Source organism: Aeribacillus sp. JST-2 (assembly GCF_056032925.1).
The window spans coordinates 46,134-61,928 of sequence record NZ_JBVVUU010000005.1 but is presented as its reverse complement, the minus strand read 5'-3'; the positions used below and the strand labels follow the sequence as shown (position 1 = coordinate 61,928).

Below are 15,795 nucleotides of genomic sequence, written 5' to 3'. Positions count from 1 at the left end.
AAGAATCCTAACGATCTCCTTTATTGTCCGTTGTTTGCGAGGTTTGTTTTCTTGAAAACTTTTAATCTCTTTTTTGTGCGAATATCGAAAGATTCAATTTTTTCGATTAAACGTTGCTTGGCAAATTGATACAGTTTCATGTCCCATTCATTGTTTTGTTGAATTTGCGTGCGAATGTCTTCAGGAAGTTCGTGTTTTTTCGGCCTTTGATTGGTAACATTTGCTTTTGTATAGACGGTATTTCGCCATTGGAATTGCTCTTTCATAAGAAAAAGAGACTCATCAAACATATCCGTGATGCCAACGACCGAAAAATAATTTTCCAAATTTTCTTTTGCTTGTGCAAGATCATCTTCTGAAAGCGGCGAACCAAACTTTCTCCCTAATATATAAACGGTTTGCAAGTTTTGGGTAAGGGGCGACTGTTGATATTCTTGCAAACTCATGTTGGAAACTTTCGGATGCAAACTATGCCATGGTATGCTGCGAATAAAATAATACTCGGAGATGATGCGGTCAACAGGGTCTCTGAGTATGGTAATATAGGTGCTCGGCTGTTGGAAGAATTGGTGGACGCCGAACGGAAAATGTCCTTGAATGCATTGAACTTGTTTTTCAGCCAGCTCGGCAAGCCGTGATGATAAATGTTTTCGATCGACATAAACGTCGAACACATTTTGTTTCGGATAATTTTTTCTGATAATTTTTTTTAAAGTCGTTCCGCCGGTTTTGGGCATATGAAGGTGGATTAATAAAGGGGCTTCTTTTTGAATATGAATAACTGTTCCCAACTTTTCATCAGTCCTTATCTAAGTTATATCATTAAAATATTTTGGTAGATGGAAAAAAGTTCTAGGCCATCTTTTTAAAAACGACAAGAATAGAGGAGAAAGGCAAATGAAGGTGTACAGCACGATGTTCCCGGATGTATTTTTGTTTGAGCCTGATGTGTTTTTTGATGAGCGCGGCTATTTTATGGAAGCCTATAATGAAAAAACATTTCGGAATCATGGTCTATCGTTCGCATTTATTCAAGACAATCAATCTTTTTCCGACCGGCCGGGAATTTTGCGAGGGATGCACTACCAGCTTGAAGACAAAGCGCAGACGAAGTTGATTCGGGTTGTGAAAGGAGCCATTTGGGATTGTGTCGTTGACCTTAGAAAGGGATCGCCTACCTATAAAAAGTGGCAAGGCTTTTTATTATCTTCGGACAACAAAAAGCAGCTTCTCGTCCCGAAAGGATTTGCACACGGTTTTTGTACAATGACCGAAAAAACGGAGGTTCTCTATAAAGTGGATGAATATTACTCGCCGGAACATGAGCGTGGCTTTTGCTGGAATGACATGGAACTGAACATTCATTGGCCTGTGAAAAAACCGATTCTATCCGTGAAAGATGCAAAGCTGCCGCCGTTAAGCAAAGCGGAAATGAATTTTTTCTGGAGGGGTGGCTCATGAATATTCTTGTGACAGGCGGTGCCGGGTTTATCGGCAGTCATTTTATCCGTTATATGCTGGAGCGCCATGATGGAAAAATTGTGAATCTGGATGCATTGACATATGCAGGAAATCAAAAAAATTTGCAGGCTGTTGACAGCCAACCGAATTATTCCTTTGTAAAAGGGAATATCCGAGACAAAAAGCTCGTTCAACAAGTGATCTTGAAGGAAAAAATTGATGTGATTGTCAATTTTGCCGCAGAAACGCATGTGGATGCCAGCATTGACGATCCGTGTTTGTTCGTTTGCACCAACGTGCTCGGAACGCAAACGCTGCTTGAGGCTGCCAAAGATGGCGGGATTCAAAAATTTGTGCAAATTTCGACTGATGAGGTATATGGATCGTTAGGCAAGGAAGGACTTTTTTCGGAAGAATCCCCGCTGAAACCGAACAGTCCGTATTCCGCCAGCAAAGCGGCTGCTGATCTTCTCGTCCGCGCATATTTTAAAACATTTGGATTAAATGTCAATATTTCCAGATCATCCAATAATTACGGTCCTTTTCAATTTCCTGAAAAGCTGATTCCTCTCATGATTACAAATGCATTGGAAGGCAAAAACTTGCCAATATACGGAACGGGAGACAATGTAAGAGATTGGATTCATGTGAAAGATCACTGCGCAGCTATCGAGTGCATCCTTCATAACGGAAAACCCGGAGAAGTGTATAACGTCGGTTCGAGCAACGAACGGACAAACAATGAAATTGTACAAATGATCGCTGCGGAATTAAACATACCGCCTGAAAGGATTGTCCATGTACAAGACCGGCCTGGACACGATTTCCGTTATGCATTGAATGCTGAGAAGCTTAAAAATGAATTGGGATGGCGGCCTTCCTATTCCTTGGGACAAGGACTGAAAGAAACCATTCAGTGGTATGTGGAGAATGAATCATGGTGGAAACCGTTAAAGGCAGTTACAAAGCTGTGACGACTCATGTTAAGGCGGTAATTGAACATTTATTTGGATCAAGAACAAAATCAATCGCTTTTGACAAACAATCGAAGAAACAGGAGGAAAATCGATGAAAATTATTGTCACCGGGGCGCAAGGCATGCTGGGGACAGATGTAACAAAGCGTTTGCTGCAAAAAGGTTTTGACGTCTTTGCTTTTGGAAAAAAAGAGCTGGATGTCGAGAATTTTCAAGAAGTGGATGAGATGGCGAGGCTGATAAAACCCGATGCCGTTATTCATGCAGCGGCTTTCACAAAAGTGGATTTGGCTGAAAGAGAAGAAGAAAAGGCTTTTTCCGTAAACGGAATCGGCACAAGAAATGTTGCGGTTGCCAGTGAAAAAATCGGCGCCAAGCTCATGTTGATCAGCACTGATTATGTATTTGACGGCACTCTTTCCCGTCCATACCGCGAATTTGATTGCCCCAATCCTCTTAATGTATACGGTCAATCAAAACTTTTGGCAGAAAGGTTTGTGCAGCAATTTCATACCAAATGGTTTATTATCCGTACATCATGGCTGTTCGGCAAGCATGGCCGCTGCTTTGTCGGGACAATGCTGGATTTGGCAAAGGAACGAAAAGACATTCATGTTGTGAAGGATCAAATCGGTTCGCCAACATATACTGGAGATTTATCGGAAAAAATGATCGAACTGTGCCAAACGGAAAAATACGGCATATATCACATCACCAATACCGGTGCTTGCAGCTGGTTTGAACTGGCGAAAGCGGTTTTCACGGAAGCAGGGATCAACGAAATAAACATCATTCCTTGTACAACCGATCAGATGAAAAGGGCTGCGCAGCGGCCACATTATTCTGTCTTGGACAATCTCGCATTAAGACTGAACGGTTTTGCCTGTATGCGCTCATGGGAAGATGCTTTGAAAGCTTATTTGAAAGAAACATAATTTTTTTCATTCGACATGGTGTGACTGAAGGAGAACAGTCCTGAATTTTGGGGGAGCCAAAAAGAAATGGTTGAAACATACGATCGGCCGGTTTATTGCCAGCTCTTGCTGTTGCAAACGATGGAAGAGGATGATGATTTCAGTTTATAAGCCAAAGAAGGGCGCGCTTGAATAGGCTGCCCTCATGCTTGATCCAAGTAATGTTTTAATGCTTTTTTATCTTGTATGGACAGTTCGCTAAGCTGCTCGTTTAATCTTTTTTTTGCCGCGTTGTATAAGGCGAGATCCAATTCATTTTTTGACTCAATCAGTTGAATGAGCGATTCGGGAAGATCGGCAGCTTTCGGTCTCGATGAAGTTTGGTTGATTTTTTCATAATAAATGTTTTTCCAACCGAAATGTTTTTTCATGAGGAAAAGAGATTCATTGTATTGTTCGGTAATGCCGACCACTTGAAAATGCTGCTGCATATTTTTTAAGGCCATCTCCAGATCAGGCTGTTTTTGTCCGGAAAGGAATCTTGTTTGATGATTGTTGACGGGGATATGGAATTCCGAATATGATTCCTCAACAAATTGTTTGAATGTAACCTCCTTTGCCAAATGATGAAGGCGGTTTTGCGGCCGCTCCAAAATATAATAGTAAGTTGAAATCACCCGTTCAACAGGGTCTCTCAGCAACGTAATATACGTAAAGAGCCGGTTTGAAAAGTATTTGTGGATGCCAAAACGATTATGGCCGTAGACAGCTTTTATTTTGCCATTATTCAGCCTCTCCTTCAGCTTATTTACGTCAACACCTCTGGAAATGTGATAGATTTCATTTTTCATGTATTGTTGATCGATTATTTTTCTTAGCGTTAACCCGCCTGTTTTGGGGATATGCATGAAAATGATAAGAGGATTCATCATGCACCCCTCTCCCGATCGGCTTTTTTGCACCACTTTGGATATGGAAGTTCTCTATTTTCTTCCATTCTTTCATCCTCCTCTGCTTTTGATACTTTATGTTTTATTCAAAGGAAAGGATCGCGTGAGGATAAAAAGAATAATTCCACTTTTGCCTTTAGTCCGCTTGGATGTTGATGGTTTGCAAAATCTGTTTCACTCTGTTTTCAAACGTATCACGCAAAACTACTTTGGAATGTCCATTTTTAGAAATTCTTTCCCGATCCATTGCCAGCGGCATATAATGATCAATTTTTTCAACAGCTTCCTCAATGGAGGAAAAGGAAGCGATATCTTCATCTTCAGTAAAAAATTCATTCAAATCATCGCTTCGTTCAGCAAGCTGAAAGGAACTGCAAGCGGCTATGTCGAAAGTGCGGTTGTTAAGCGATCTTATTCCTATGTTTGCCACTGTTTCATTGTGGGGATCATCGATCGGCCTTAAAGTGTTGATGTTAATGAAAGCGCCATTATAATAACAGGAAACAGCAGATGGAGAAATCCAACCTTGATGGATGGAAACTCGATGCTTGCTTCGTTTCGGGACGTCCATTTTCCATAAACCCACTAATTGGATATAGTATGGGGTTTCTTTTATTAATAAATCAATCAGCTTTTTCCTGTTTTCATACGGATAGCCAATGAGGCAGAGGTCGCTTTTAAAGGAAGAATCGACAGGTTTCGGGCGAAAAACCGTTATATCTGTTCCTAATGGGAGATAATACACGTTTTTGATTCCTTGCTTTTGGTACCATTCGACGCTGAAGCGGTCAATCGTAAACAGGAAATCAAAAAAATGGGCATAACGGATCGTTTTCTTTAAATAATAAGGATCTTCCGTCAGCCAAAGAACGGACGGAAGATTGCTTTTTTTGATCCATTTCAATACATCGAAGGAAATTTTGTCGCCGAGCATCGCCAAGACAAAATCTGGATGAAACTGCCTTAGTGTATCCGCCAATGATGAAATTGGCGCAGCAGGATGATGGATGGCAAACTGAATGGAAAGCTTGCGAAAGGAACGGATAATGGAACGGTCAAAAAATTCGTAAATTCGTCTATGACCTGAAGAAATATAAAGAATTTTCATCATGCAAACGTCCTTCTAACTGATGATAATCTGGTTTTCAAAAGGAATGCCGTTTTTATGTTCTTCACAATAAAAAAACGCTTTAACAATGAGTGCTTCCTGCATATCGTTTTCAGGAAACGTTATTTGGAATTGATCAAACGATATTTTTCCATATGGGGCGATCATCTCGCGTTCAACAGGTTTCAGCCAATATTCTCCATTTTCTTTCATTTGCTTGCGAAAATTTGGATGCGCATATGTCCATACAAGGGAACGGCCATCTTGAAATGGAACATCTCCTCCATCCATTTTTGGCGGGGATACGATTTTGCCGGTTAATTGTGCCTGCTGATGCGGTTGGATTTTCAGACATAATACGGGATGGTGAAGCGGCTGATTCGTCATGTTTTCAACAGTGGCATGACCGAGAATCGCAACCGGTTCTTCAGCCGAATCAGGAAGAATGACAGAATGAATAAACATGGCACGAACAGGATTTCCAGCCGAATCTGGGGCATGATCGGTTTCCGCATTTTGTAGTTGATCCAACTCGTTTTTTAGATCTAGTTCTATTTTTACGAGATATTGGCAAACTTCCAACAATTCATCCCGCTCGGCAGTTAAAAGACGAAAACGGGTTTCCTCCCTTCCCAGTTTGTCCTTCAGCTGCGCCGAATCACGTTTTTGTTCTTCCAATGTCGAATAAAGCTTCTCAATCTTTTTTTCCATTAATTTCTTTTCTTTTAACAAGTTGGTGACGGCCGTTTGCATAAGCAGCAACAATTCGTCTCGTTCTCCTGCCAGAAGGGAAAATTGTCGGTTTGCTTCTATCCATTTCGTTTCTGCCTCTTTCCATCTTGCTTCATAATGAGCTGCATGGAGTTCTAAATGCAATCGTTCCTTTTCATATTCCTCTTTTGCTATTCGGTATTGTTCGCTTGCCCTTATGACGGCCTTATAATAATCGGTTTGTTCTTTTTGTAATTGGAGTTTACTGTTAAGTTTTTCTAATTGAGCCTTGTATTTGGCAATTTCGGATTTATAATGAATCAACTTCTGTTCTAACTGCAAGAAATTTTGCTGGCTGTTTTTTGTTCTATTCATTATATCGCCTCCCGGTTTCTTTTCGGAGAGTGTACTATATAAATATGTATGTTTCGTCAAATGAATCATTCAAAAAAATAAAAGGGGAAGATCCCCCTTTTACAAATACATTAATCATCGAAGTCATAGTCATAGTCATCGCTAGGAAAAAGTTCCGGACATTGTGGTGGAACTTGGACTGCGGAACAGGCAAAAGTAGAGGGCAATTCTCGGCGTGGTTTACAAAATCTTCCTTCTACTTCAAGCTTTACTTCCGCTTCCATTTGGATATCAAGGCACAACAAGATGGAAATATCCAATTGGCTGAACGTTGAGTTTTCACAAATCAAGTTGGCTTCACATTCAAAGAAGGAGACATGGCTCGCTAATGTAGTGCCTTCAGGTGCGCAGAGCAGGAAGGTTTGGACTGTAGCAAATGGGATGGCATCTGAAACGCAAGTGACATTCCCTTGCAAATCAGAAACTGTAACGACAATATAACCTCTGATCAGCACTTTTACTTTTTGAAGCGTTATTTTTCCATCTCTTGGAAGATGAACAACAACGGACTGGCGGCCTTGCGGTTGAATGATTTCTGTAACGGATACAGAATTTGGTGAATTTGGATCAACTGGATTCCCAAGGCTGTCAGCTAAATAACAACTGACATTTATTGGTCCCTCATCAAACAATCTGCACGGATCTTCAGCAGTGCCTGTAACTCCTTCGCAATCAAAACCAACGGAAGTTAAATCTCTGAAGCTTAAAAGCGGAAGATCGATTTGGCGGCTTACCCAGTCGTAAACTTTCGGAACGCGAATACATAATCTCTCTGTATCATGTCCCAAATGGTTCATGGTGTTACCTCCTAATAATTCTATATTTCCAAACCTTTCGTAGGTGTCGGACTACTGTATATTATGTGGAATATGGTTAAATGTGCAGTGACAAGAGCGGAATTTTTTTCAGGAATAAGAACTTTTGTGGGCATTCGTCACATTTTTATCGAAGAATACATACATATACAATAAGAGCAATTTTAAAGGGTGGTTATATTGGCGCAAATTAATAAAGAGTTTTTAGAACGTCTAAGAGCAGAATTGTCTTTTTATAAGGAAAAGGCAAAGCAATCGACGCAATTGGAAGTTTCATTGCAGGAAAAAGAACGGGAACTGGAAAAAGTGCTGAAAGAAAATCAGGCTTTGAAAGAAGAAACGAAAAAATATCATCAACAGTCCAAACCGGAAGAGGAAGAAGATCGAAAAAAACTTTTGAAAAAGATTCAAGCACTTGAAAAAAAGCTGGAAGAAATAAACAAAAAAAATAAAGGGAACAATGTTTCAGAAGAGAAAAGAGTTGAAAAGAGGAAGGAAGACTGGTTTTTCCGCAATTTGCAAGAAGCCAATGCCATTGATGGAAAAGTTGAACCTCAAGCATGGAAGGAGTACATTTTACCTGAAAGACGGAAAAAGCACCATAAAAATTATCATTTTTTAAAGATGGACGATTCAATGAAAAAAGAATAATGCCAACACCATAAAACCTTATTCTACATATAGATAGAATAAGGTTTTTATTTTTATGATAGAGAGGAGCGCATCTATTAATGAAAAAAGTGAAAGTGTATTCAGGATCTTTGCCAAAGAAAAAAACGGCAAAGCTAAAGAAGAGACAAAAGAATATTCATGGTGAGGCAAAAGTTTATAGTGCAGCCAGTTCCGGAGGGTGCGGCTGCGGAAAAAAACGGAGCAAATAGCGGTGAAAATGAACCGGTTTGAAAATGAAATAACAAAATGGGTTGAACAATTGTACCGAGAGCGTACCGAAACACATGCAGGTTGGATGATAAAGAAGGAAAAGGAGCTTGAACATCTCGACCAGTCCACAGAAAAATTTGAACTTGAAATGGAAAACAGCGCAAAACAAATGGAAAAGTGGCTGGAAAAAAGGGATACAATCATCACAAGAATTTTCTTGAAACATTTTTTTGAATGAGATCCGTTTTGCGTTGTTGAGAAAGTCCTCACTGGCGTAGAATGTATTTGTTATTATACTGCAAAAATTCCGCATTCGCCCACTGTGTACGTCCACTCCAAGTTACTGATTCATTCATACAGTATAGTAATGTTGGAAAGAGGAGGTGCATAGATATGGGCTTCGGATATTACGGATACGGCTATCCTTATGGCGGCGGATATCACAGAAGCAACTTTGTGCTCATTGTCGTGTTGTTCATCTTGTTAATCATTGTTGGTTGTTCTTTTATTAGATACTAAACCAACAGACAAGTTTTAAACTAAGGTGAGGGCTAGCTTTGGATGGAAAAAGTCCGCCTTTTTTGGCAAGGCGGACTCTTGTTTTCTTATCATCACGGAAGCCGAATTGGTTTCATATAAATATGGAGTAAAGTTTGATTTGCAGCAGGAAATATTCACTTTTAAGGAGGTTTTTTGAAATAGGATGGATAATCATCTCTTCAAAAGCATTGAGAAAAAAACAGGTGTCAATATGAAAGACGTTTTTGAATTAGCCAACTCTTTGCAACATGCCAATTTTCAAGATGAAGTGACAGTTCGAAATGTAATCAAGCGTGTGGCACAGCTTGCCAACCGTTCTGTGCCAAAAGAGCTGGAAAATAAAATAGTGCACGCAATTGTGAACGGAAAGGAACGAATGGACTTTAACACGATCGCCAATATGCTTGACAACAAAAAAAAGTAAAGCTACTATCAGCGGGTCTTCCTTTCCCGCTGTACTTTTATCCTGTAAAGGTCCATGTTAGAAAACGGCCATATTCTTTTTTCCTGTCCTCAAGCAACATTTGATGAACATCCAACCATTGAACAAGAATTTCAACGAACATTTAGGAAAAATGGAATAAAAATGTTCCAGCTATCATTTCTAAAATGGTTTTTATGGTATTTCCAAGTTATAAGAGGAGAACTAATATTTCTGAACATGCAGCCCCTCATGCTGATGCCATTCAGCGTAAAAAATCTCTTCAAATGTTTCCGCACTATGTGCAAGCAGTTGTTCCTTAAGCCATTTTTCATCAAACCCGGCTTCTTTGACATTTTCCCATACAACTTCGCCGTCAATGATAAATGTATATGGCAAAGTGGATGGCTGCGATATGACATTTAAATCTTGCCTCGTCGGCAAGACATATGGCGATTTTTTTAAGATGCTGATCGTTCCATCAGTTTCAAGAATGGCGTATTCTACTTCTCTAATGGAGAAGGCGCCTTTTGATCTTAACAAATGTTGAAGCTGATTCATATCGAGCTTATTTTTTTTCATCTCCTCCCGCAATATTTCCCCTTTATAGATGATCATTGTCGGCGCTCCCTCCAACGCTGCCCGGGATCTTCTCCATTTTTGGGTGGTTATTTCAAATGCATAAATCATGATTCCCCAAAGAACAACAGAAAAAATAATTTTTTCAATCCCCATATGCTCATCATAAACGGCATTGCCCACTAATTCTCCCAAGACAAGAGCAGAGATAAAATCGAACGTCGTGATTTGGGTGATTTGTGTTTTGCCGAGGATTTTCGTTAAAAGAAAGAGGGCAAAAAATCCGAAAATCAGTTCAATGGCAATTGTTAAAAAATCCATTTCCATCACCTATCTAATGATCGGTAAGTTTAGGTTGCCCAAATCGGATCAAAACATGTAAAAAAGAGTTCGATCCCGAGCGAACCCTTTTTCATGGAAATGGATTTAAAAAGAAACCGCTAATCAATTGTTTTAACCATGCTGACGTGCGGAATTCCCGCATCCATAAAAATGTCAGAAACAGTTTTATATCCAGCTTTTTTATAAAAATTTTCCGCATGAGTCTGCGCGTTTAGTTTCACTTTTTTTACATTTTTCGTGCGAGCAAGATTTTCCAAAGCGTCTAAAATGATTTTACCCGCCCCTCTTCCGCGGTATTCAGGAAGGATGCAAATTCTTTCTAATTTTCCGGCATTATCGACAATACGGAGGCGACCCGTTCCAATTGGTTTTGTTTCATCATATAGGACGATATGATCGGCCTTATCGTCGTGCTCATCCATTTCTAGTTCTTCCGGAACCTTTTGCTCTTCGACAAACACTTTTTTCCGCACATAGAATGCGTCATTTAATTGTTTCTCATTTGCTGCTTTTACCGCTTTCATCAAATGGTCTCCGCCCCCAGCCGGAATGTTTCGTAAACTGTCCATGATCCGTTATCCAATTGATATAAAAGATGAAATCTGTCAATGGTTTCTTCATGTTGAATATTAAGCATTCTTAATCTTCCGAATACATCAGAATGCTCAATATCAGACAATTTTTGGCCGATCGTAATATGCGGAACAAAAGGATATTCCGGATTCTCCTGCAAAGCGCCTTGATGAAGAAGTTCATAAAGCTTCTTTAATTCAGGTGTAGGTTCCACTTTTAAATAAATGACATTATTGGCAGGGGCAAAAGAACTAAATTTATAAACGGAAAGCTTAAAAGGTTCTACTTGCTGGGCGATTTTTCTAAGTTCTAGCGCTATAACTTGAATTCGCTTTTCATCCGCTTCAAAAGGCGCTTTTAGTGTCAGATGGGGCGGGACTAAAGCATAATGCGGATCGTACCGCTTCCTATAGGAATTGGCGATATCTTGCAGTTTCTTTGAAGGAAATAACACAATTCCGTACTTCATTTTTCATTACCTCCCTAGCTCTGTATAGGTATTCTTATTATAACAAGTCGAAGAATGATTTTTCATGATGAAGAAAACATTTTTTTTAATATTTTTTTTAGAAGAGGCTGCCAGTATGTCCATCGGTGATCGCCGTTAAATTCTTCATAGATGCATTCAAAGCCTTTATGAACCATTTGTTCGTGGAGTTGTCGATTGGGAGCCAAAAAATCTTTTATCTTTCCATCCGTTGTTTTGACGGCGGTCTCGTTTTTTCCAATTTGATGATAAATTGAAAGTAAAGACGGATCTTGAAAAGATGAGACGGCTTCTATTATTTTGTCATCGACATATGGCGATTGCATAATGACTTTTCCGAAAGTATGCGGGTATTGAAGCGCTGTCATGAGTGAAACGGCAGCGCCTAAAGAATCGCCGATTAAAGCCCGCGATCTTCCGACAGACAATACGGGATAGCGTTCCTCAATAAACGGAACCAACTCATGTGCCAAAAATCGGATGTAGGATAAAAACTGTTTTCCGTCCGGATGGTATTTTTGTCTGCGGTCATTCACATCCTTATATGGGATTCCCACAACGATCAAGTTTTCAATCGCCTGCTCTGCAGCCAGCTCTTCTATAAATCGCGCGATTCTGCCAAACTTGAAATAGTCATTTCCGTCTTGAGCAATCAATAGTTGATGATGATGGAACGGAGAAAAAGCAGTCGGCAGATAAATGAGAACCGTCATTTCCTCGCCGAGTTCCCGGCTAAAGAAAATTTTTTCTTGAATGGGAGCAACTTTTAATGTCATGAAAAATCCTCCACTTACTATCTTGTGTCAATTTCCAATTATTTTATCACTTTTTAAAAAAAGACGCCAATAAGGCAAAATGGTTTCGTTTCTGTCAAGATCTTGGCAGATATTTTTTATTTGAAAACATGTAAATAAATGTAACATAATCCGACTATTACTTAATTTAAGTTATATAATATAACAAAAAAGGGGAGGAAAAGTGATGGGAAAAGTTTATATTGTAGGAGCTGGTCCGGGGGATCCGGAGCTGCTGACAGTGAAAGGGCTAAAGTGTATCCAACTGGCGGATGTTATCTTGTACGACCGTTTAGTCAATCCTGTGCTATTGAGTGAAGCAAAAACAGGAGCTGAGCTTGTTTTTTGTGGGAAAAATCCAGGCTGCCACTCCATCCATCAAAGGGAAATTAATCAATTGCTTGTCCAATATGCGGGGAAAGGAAAAGTGGTAACCCGTTTGAAAGGCGGCGATCCGTTTATATTTGGCAGAGGCGCGGAAGAAGCCGAATTTTTAAAAAAACATCAAATAGAATTTGAAATCGTCCCTGGGATCACCTCTGGAATTGCAGCGCCGGCTTATGCAGGCATTCCATTAACACATCGCGAGTATGGTTCAACCGTAGCATTTGTTCCTGGCCATTTAAGCAAGGAAAGAGAGTTAAACTGGGTACATATAAGCCAGATGGATACGATAGTCGTTTATATGGGAATTTCCCGCACTCAAGCCATTCAAAATCAACTTCTAAAAAATGGACGGCTGCCGCAGACCCCTGTCGCAGTTATTCATAATGGAACTACAAGTGGACAAAAGACAACAATATGTGAATTAGAAAATATAACAGCTGTGGTTGAAAGAGAAAAAATTAAAAATCCAAGCATTATTGTTATTGGCAATGTTGTTCATATGCACTCTTCTATTTCATGGTTCGGAAAATTAAATGGTTCTCCTTTTGTTCTTAATTAAAAATTATGTTAATTTTTGTTACATAAAAAATGTATAAAAAATACATCTTTATATAATTAGTACTATAAACCAAAAATTAAGTGTTTCATCCATAACGTTGGATATCTGATGGGAGGATTTTTTACATGAAAAAAAAGAGACTCGTTTTAATCGGAAACGGGATGGCAGGCGTTCGAACAATGGAAGAAATTTTAAAAATTGATCGTGATTTATTCGATATTACCATTTTCGGCAGTGAACCGCATCCAAATTATAATCGCATTGCTTTATCGACTGTATTGCAAGGGAATACATCAATTAACGATATTATATTGAATGATTGGGAATGGTACAAAAACAATGGTATTCATCTTTTTGTAGGAGAAACCGTCATCAAGATAGATAAAAATCAAAAAGTTGTCCAAACGGATAAGGGGCGGACTGTTCAATACGATAAATTAATCATTGCCACAGGTTCAAAACCTTTTATTCTCCAAATACCTGGGGCGGATAAGAAGGGAGTTACCGCATTTCGCGATATTCAAGATTGTGAACGGATGATAGAGTATGCCAAAAAATATAAAAAGGCTGCAGTCATTGGCGGGGGCTTGCTCGGTTTAGAGGCTGCAAGAGGTCTGTTAAATTTAGGGATGGAAGTCAATGTCATTCACATTTATAAATATTTAATGGAACGTCAGCTCGATTCAACAGCTTCAAGCATGCTTCAAAGTGAATTGGAAAAACAAGGGATGAATTTTCTGCTTGAGAAAGAAACAGCTGAAATAATCGGTGATGATCATGTGAAGGGAATTCGTTTTAAAGATGGAACGGAAATCGAAGCAGATTTAGTTGTCATGGCGGTAGGAATTCGACCGAACGTTCAACTGGCGAAGGAAAGCGGCATCAATGTGAATCGGGGCATTGTCGTGAACGATTACTTGGAGACGAATGTTCCCAACATTTATGCTGTAGGAGAGTGTGCAGAACATCGAGGCATTGTTTACGGACTTGTGGCGCCGCTTTATGAGCAGGGGAAAGTGTTGGCAGAAACGGTTTGCGGCATAAAAGGAAGCCCTTATAAAGGATCGGTTGTTTCCACCCAATTAAAAGTTTCTGGAGTGGATGTATTTTCTGCAGGAGAATTTATGGAACAAAAAGGTGCGAACTCCATAAAAATCTATGATGAGTTTCGAGGCATCTATAAAAAAGTGGTATTGCGCAATGAAAGAATTGTCGGTGCAGTACTGTTCGGCGAAACGAGCGAAGGCAGGAAACTATTAAATAAAATTAACCAAAAAGAGAAAATATCTGAAACATTTCAAGTATCCCTGTTTCAAACAAACACAGCCAACACCGGTGGTATGATTGCTGCTGAAATGGCTGACAACGAAATTGTTTGCGGCTGCAATGGAGTTACAAAAGGGGCGATTTGCAAGGCAATTGTAGAAGGAGGTTTAAAATCGGTAGAAGAAGTGCGGAACAGTACAAATGCATCCCGTTCATGCGGCGGCTGCAAAAGTCTTGTTACAGAGCTGTTAGAATATACGCTTGGCGAAGAATTTGATCTATATACGATGAAAGAAACGATCTGCAGCTGCACGACATTAAGCCGAGATGAAGTGATTGCTGAAATTAAAGAGAAAAAATTAAAAAATATCAAAGAAGTGATGAATGTTCTCGGATGGAAAAATCCTGAAGGATGTTCGAAATGCCGACCGGCTTTGAACTATTATTTAGGCATGCTGTACCCATCTGAATACGAAGACGAAGCCGAATCACGCTTTGTGAATGAGCGTTTGCACGCCAACATCCAAAATAATGGAACATATTCGGTCGTTCCAAGAATGTATGGCGGTGTTACGACGGCAGAACAATTAAGGAAAATTGCCGATGTGGCTGAAAAATTTCACGTTCCAATGATCAAATTAACAGGTGGGCAAAGAATTGACTTATTAGGAGTGAAAAAAGACGACTTGCCGAAAGTTTGGGCTGAATTGGGCATGCCATCCGGATATGCATACGGCAAGGCGCTGCGAACTGTTAAAACGTGTGTAGGTAAACAATTTTGCCGTTTTGGGACACAAGATTCTACAAAGCTGGGCATTGAATTAGAAAAGAAATTCGAGCGGCTGAATACACCTCATAAAGTAAAAATGGCCGTCTCTGCATGTCCGCGAAATTGTGCTGAATCTGGAATTAAAGATATCGGAATTGTTGGTGTTGATGGCGGATGGGAAATGTATGTCGGCGGAAATGGAGGAACCCATTTACGGGCTGGAGATTTGCTGTGCAAAGTAAAAAGCGATGAAGAAGTAATAGAAATGGCAGCTGCTTTTTTGCAATATTATCGGGAAACGGCCCAATATTTAGAAAGAACATCTAAGTGGGTGGAAAGAATGGGTCTTGAGCATATTCGCGAAGTCATATTTGATCCGGATAACCGCAAACAATTGATAGATCGTATTGAAGAAACATTAGCTGTAACGAAAGATCCTTGGGAAGAAATTGTAAAAGACGAAGAAAAACAACAAAAATTGTTTGGGGATTTGCTAGCAAAAGTTCCGGTAAATGGATAGGAGGAATGAAGATGTCAAAAATTGAGATCAGCTCAGTTGAACAGCTCCCTGAAAAATTAGGGAAATGCGTGAAAGTCAGGGACATGGAATTAGCTCTTTTTCGGTCATCAAGCGGCCAAATATATGCATTGGAAAATCGCTGTCCGCATAAAGGAGGGGATCTTTCGCAAGGGATCGTGAGTGGAGAGTTTGTCTTTTGTCCGCTCCATGATTGGAAAATATGTATGAAAGATGGAAAAGTTCAAGAACCTGACCACGGATGTGTAAAGACATACAAAGTGGAAATGAATGATGATAAGCTATTTATCCTATTATAGATTAAGGTGA

The 15,795-nt window shown here is 39.7% G+C and carries 19 protein-coding genes and 1 pseudogene; 11 read left to right on the top strand and 9 right to left on the bottom strand.

Annotation, left to right across the window (positions count from 1 at the left end; all coding sequences use genetic code 11):
- Positions 1-20: 20 nt before the first annotated feature.
- The gene (locus AC0KTX_RS04360; protein ID WP_474251017.1) at positions 21-791 is read right to left on the bottom strand and encodes a sulfotransferase family 2 domain-containing protein; all 771 of its coding nucleotides are present in this window, start codon (positions 789-791) and stop codon (positions 21-23) included.
- A gap of 106 nt (positions 792-897) precedes the next feature.
- On the opposite strand from AC0KTX_RS04360, the gene rfbC reads away from it, so the two are divergent.
- The 3 genes from rfbC to rfbD all read left to right on the top strand — a co-directional run bounded on the left by rfbC (position 898) and on the right by rfbD (position 3,372).
- Entirely contained in the window at positions 898-1,461 is a 564-nt protein-coding gene (rfbC, locus tag AC0KTX_RS04355) for a dTDP-4-dehydrorhamnose 3,5-epimerase (RefSeq protein ID WP_474251016.1), read from the top strand.
- Complete coding sequence (gene rfbB / locus AC0KTX_RS04350) at positions 1,458-2,435, top strand: dTDP-glucose 4,6-dehydratase (RefSeq protein WP_474251015.1); 978 nt, start codon at positions 1,458-1,460, stop codon at positions 2,433-2,435. The genes rfbC and rfbB overlap by 4 nt, the downstream gene beginning before the upstream one ends.
- A 94-nt stretch (positions 2,436-2,529) precedes the next feature.
- Complete coding sequence (gene rfbD, locus AC0KTX_RS04345; RefSeq protein ID WP_474251014.1) at positions 2,530-3,372, top strand: dTDP-4-dehydrorhamnose reductase; 843 nt, start codon at positions 2,530-2,532, stop codon at positions 3,370-3,372.
- Positions 3,373-3,554: 182 nt separating this feature from the next.
- Here the strand turns inward: rfbD and AC0KTX_RS04340 are convergent, their stop codons facing one another.
- From AC0KTX_RS04340 to AC0KTX_RS04325, 4 genes are all read right to left on the bottom strand, one after another.
- Positions 3,555-4,283 carry a sulfotransferase family 2 domain-containing protein gene (locus tag AC0KTX_RS04340; RefSeq protein ID WP_474251013.1) on the bottom strand — a complete coding sequence of 243 codons (729 nt, stop codon included), beginning with the start codon at positions 4,281-4,283 and terminating at the stop codon, positions 3,555-3,557.
- A gap of 154 nt (positions 4,284-4,437) precedes the next feature.
- Positions 4,438-5,412, bottom strand: a complete 975-nt coding sequence (locus tag AC0KTX_RS04335; protein ID WP_474251012.1) for a CgeB family protein — start codon at positions 5,410-5,412, stop codon at positions 4,438-4,440.
- Positions 5,413-5,424: 12 nt separating this feature from the next.
- Positions 5,425-6,495, bottom strand: coding sequence for a hypothetical protein (locus tag AC0KTX_RS04330; RefSeq protein ID WP_474251011.1), 1,071 nt, complete (start codon positions 6,493-6,495; stop codon positions 5,425-5,427).
- 110 nt (positions 6,496-6,605) lie between these two features.
- Positions 6,606-7,331 carry a BMQ_0737 family morphogenetic spore coat protein gene (locus tag AC0KTX_RS04325; protein ID WP_474251010.1) on the bottom strand — a complete coding sequence of 242 codons (726 nt, stop codon included), beginning with the start codon at positions 7,329-7,331 and terminating at the stop codon, positions 6,606-6,608.
- Between the two features lie 198 nt (positions 7,332-7,529).
- Between AC0KTX_RS04325 and AC0KTX_RS04320 the strand changes: the two genes are divergently transcribed.
- The 5 genes and pseudogenes from AC0KTX_RS04320 (at position 7,530) to spoVIF (ending at position 9,195) form a co-directional block, all read left to right on the top strand.
- A complete protein-coding gene (locus AC0KTX_RS04320) occupies positions 7,530-8,000 on the top strand; it encodes a hypothetical protein (RefSeq protein ID WP_474251009.1) in 471 nt (156 codons plus the stop codon).
- A gap of 80 nt (positions 8,001-8,080) precedes the next feature.
- Complete coding sequence (locus tag AC0KTX_RS04315) at positions 8,081-8,230, top strand: hypothetical protein (protein ID WP_474251008.1); 150 nt, start codon at positions 8,081-8,083, stop codon at positions 8,228-8,230.
- Between the two features lie 2 nt (positions 8,231-8,232).
- Positions 8,233-8,469, top strand: a complete 237-nt coding sequence (locus AC0KTX_RS04310) for a hypothetical protein (RefSeq protein WP_474251007.1) — start codon at positions 8,233-8,235, stop codon at positions 8,467-8,469.
- Between the two features lie 206 nt (positions 8,470-8,675).
- Positions 8,676-8,750, top strand: a pseudogene (locus tag AC0KTX_RS04305) (YjcZ family sporulation protein); the annotation flags it as partial.
- 184 nt (positions 8,751-8,934) lie between these two features.
- On the top strand, positions 8,935-9,195 hold the full coding sequence (gene spoVIF / locus AC0KTX_RS04300; RefSeq protein WP_474251006.1) for a sporulation-specific transcription regulator SpoVIF: 261 nt from the start codon (positions 8,935-8,937) through the stop codon (positions 9,193-9,195).
- A gap of 222 nt (positions 9,196-9,417) precedes the next feature.
- On the opposite strand, the gene AC0KTX_RS04295 is transcribed toward spoVIF, so the two are convergent.
- From AC0KTX_RS04295 to AC0KTX_RS04280, 4 genes are all read right to left on the bottom strand, one after another.
- Positions 9,418-10,092: a DUF421 domain-containing protein gene (locus AC0KTX_RS04295; RefSeq protein ID WP_474251005.1), complete on the bottom strand. Its 675-nt coding sequence runs from the start codon at positions 10,090-10,092 to the stop codon at positions 9,418-9,420.
- A gap of 119 nt (positions 10,093-10,211) precedes the next feature.
- The gene (locus AC0KTX_RS04290) at positions 10,212-10,637 is read right to left on the bottom strand and encodes a GNAT family N-acetyltransferase (RefSeq protein ID WP_474251004.1); all 426 of its coding nucleotides are present in this window, start codon (positions 10,635-10,637) and stop codon (positions 10,212-10,214) included.
- A complete protein-coding gene (locus AC0KTX_RS04285; RefSeq protein ID WP_474251003.1) occupies positions 10,637-11,155 on the bottom strand; it encodes a YjcG family protein in 519 nt (172 codons plus the stop codon). The genes AC0KTX_RS04290 and AC0KTX_RS04285 overlap by 1 nt, the downstream gene beginning before the upstream one ends.
- 62 nt (positions 11,156-11,217) lie before the next feature.
- The gene (locus tag AC0KTX_RS04280) at positions 11,218-11,949 is read right to left on the bottom strand and encodes an alpha/beta hydrolase (RefSeq protein WP_474251002.1); all 732 of its coding nucleotides are present in this window, start codon (positions 11,947-11,949) and stop codon (positions 11,218-11,220) included.
- A 205-nt stretch (positions 11,950-12,154) separates the two neighbouring features.
- Here AC0KTX_RS04280 and cobA point away from each other — a divergent pair, with 205 nt between their 5' ends.
- The 3 genes from cobA (at position 12,155) to nirD (ending at position 15,785) form a co-directional block, all read left to right on the top strand.
- Positions 12,155-12,913, top strand: coding sequence for a uroporphyrinogen-III C-methyltransferase (cobA, locus tag AC0KTX_RS04275; protein WP_474251001.1), 759 nt, complete (start codon positions 12,155-12,157; stop codon positions 12,911-12,913).
- A gap of 125 nt (positions 12,914-13,038) precedes the next feature.
- Positions 13,039-15,468, top strand: coding sequence for a nitrite reductase large subunit NirB (nirB, locus tag AC0KTX_RS04270; RefSeq protein WP_474251000.1), 2,430 nt, complete (start codon positions 13,039-13,041; stop codon positions 15,466-15,468).
- Between the two features lie 11 nt (positions 15,469-15,479).
- Positions 15,480-15,785 (top strand): nitrite reductase small subunit NirD, encoded by a 306-nt coding sequence (nirD, locus tag AC0KTX_RS04265; protein WP_474250999.1) that lies wholly within the window; start codon positions 15,480-15,482, stop codon positions 15,783-15,785.
- Positions 15,786-15,795: the final 10 nt, after the last annotated feature.